The 1294-nt window shown below is 43.8% G+C and carries 1 protein-coding gene and 2 pseudogenes; all 3 read left to right on the top strand.

Annotated elements, in window-relative coordinates; all coding sequences use genetic code 11:
• Positions 1-558, top strand: a pseudogene (locus BO26_RS18495) (hypothetical protein); the annotation flags it as partial.
• 14 nt (positions 559-572) lie between these two features.
• Positions 573-800 carry a hypothetical protein gene (locus tag BO26_RS25010; protein WP_036774099.1) on the top strand — a complete coding sequence of 76 codons (228 nt, stop codon included), beginning with the start codon at positions 573-575 and terminating at the stop codon, positions 798-800.
• Between the two features lie 48 nt (positions 801-848).
• Positions 849-1294 (top strand): annotated as a pseudogene (locus BO26_RS18505) (hypothetical protein); the annotation flags it as partial.

Genomic DNA, 1294 nt, shown 5'->3' on the forward strand with positions numbered 1-1294 from the left:
GCTTCAGCTTTGGACAAGAAACTAAAGGAAATGGGAGAGTCTATAGATAAAGCCACCCAATGCTCCTTTGGCCGGACATGTTCGTCAGATTATGTGGATAATGAAAATCAACCAAATGTGGGGAAAAATCTAACAAATGAAGAAAAGGCTAAGTATGGTGGAACCGGTTCTGGATCACCAGATGGTTGGGAACCGCAAGATGAGGAAAATGCACGTAACAATAGTGTGCTTCCATCCAGGGATAACCTTAATCAAGCTGCTTCAACCCCCAATCGTAATGGTTTGACGGACGCTGGACGTGCATTACAAAAGCACGGTGGAAGGGAAGGTTCTGTGTATTCATATTCTAGCCAGAAAGCATCTGTTTTAAATAAGGAAGCTCAAACTATAGTTAGTGAGATACTAAGTAATCCAAATACCAAAATAGAATCTAGGCTTGTTTTTGAAAATAAACAGAGGATTACTGTAGTTGAAGCAATTGCTCCTGATGGACGTGCGTTGCGATTTAATGCTGATGGTACAAAATTGATTGGATTCCGTGAGCCACCAAGTAAATGACAGAGAGGAAGAGTATGTTGGAATATAGTGTAGGTAGTTCCGTTGGCCGAGATGATCTTTATGCTGAACTATCTTTTAATAGGGTTCAGTGGGGGGAAATATCATTATCTGAGGACAAAAAATCAGTGAATATTATTATTTATCCTGACAATAATATTCTAGAGTTCAGGTGTGACGAATTTTTGTACATTGTAGAAAAAGCAAAAGCTCACCTACTTAGTTTGGAACCATTATCTGAGTGACAAAAATTCCAGCCACTGGGCTGGAATTTTCTTCTCTGTTAGCTTGTTGTGGAGAATAACTTCCTGAGTGTGAATGAGCTGGACAGCTTTGCGCACCAAGCCCGCACCTGTGAAGGCGAAAGCTGTAAGCAGGTGATCAAGGAGATGGTTGATACCAATATCCGTAATCAGCAGGAAATGATGGACTTCTGCAACAGCAACCCGAGCCAGTGTGCGCAGAAGTATGGTTATCTGGTTGATCAGTGGCCGGTGTTTGAACGTACCCTCAAAAATATGGACCGGGATGGCACATTGCCGGTTGAGTTCAGAAATTACCTGTCGGCGGTGAATACGTTAGGTCAGGCGGCTACAGGCAAGGTGGGCGAACTCGGCTGGACAAAACGCTTTGAAGCAATGGGCATGAGTCAGGAGACTGCCGCTGCGATGGCGATGACGCTGCCTGTTATTGTTGAGGGCAGCAAAGGGCCGAAATCATCGCCAACAACAAAAGGAAG

The organism is Photorhabdus australis DSM 17609 (assembly GCF_000711895.1).
Lineage (GTDB): Bacteria > Pseudomonadota > Gammaproteobacteria > Enterobacterales > Enterobacteriaceae > Photorhabdus > Photorhabdus australis.